We start from the raw sequence: 433 nt of genomic DNA, 5'->3' as shown, positions 1-433 counted from the left end.
CGCCAGCGAACAACCTGCGAGCAGCACCCGCGTGCTGGTGCTCAATGACAGCTTTGGCGCCTTGGCGATCAGTCTGTTGGACAAGGTCGAGGTAAGCAGCAGCGGCGACTCGTTCCTGGGTTTCGTCGGGCTGGAAAAGAATTTGCTGCGCAATGGTCAGGCGTTCGACGCGATTCGTCCGATTCCGGCCAGTGAGCCCTTGGTCGGGCCGTTTGATCGGGTGCTGATCCGCGTTCCCAAGACGCTGGCGCTGTTGGAAGAACAGCTGATCCGCCTGCAAGGACAACTCGCTCCCGGCGCGCAAGTGATCGCCGCCGCCATGGTCAAGCATCTGCCGCGCGCTGCCGGCGACTTGCTGGAGCGCTACATTGGCCCGGTGCAGGCGTCGCTGGCCGTGAAGAAAGCCCGACTGCTGATCGCCACGCCTGAAAGC

General features: G+C 63.3%; 1 pseudogene. It reads left to right on the top strand.

Annotated features, from left to right (window positions below):
* Positions 1 to 433: pseudogene (locus J5M56_RS25725) on the top strand (50S rRNA methyltransferase); the annotation flags it as partial.

This window comes from Pseudomonas sp. 51_B (assembly GCF_017491595.1).
Lineage (GTDB): Bacteria > Pseudomonadota > Gammaproteobacteria > Pseudomonadales > Pseudomonadaceae > Aquipseudomonas > Aquipseudomonas promysalinigenes.
Note: the sequence above shows the minus strand (reverse complement) of the source record. Positions and strands in the feature narration are given on the sequence as shown.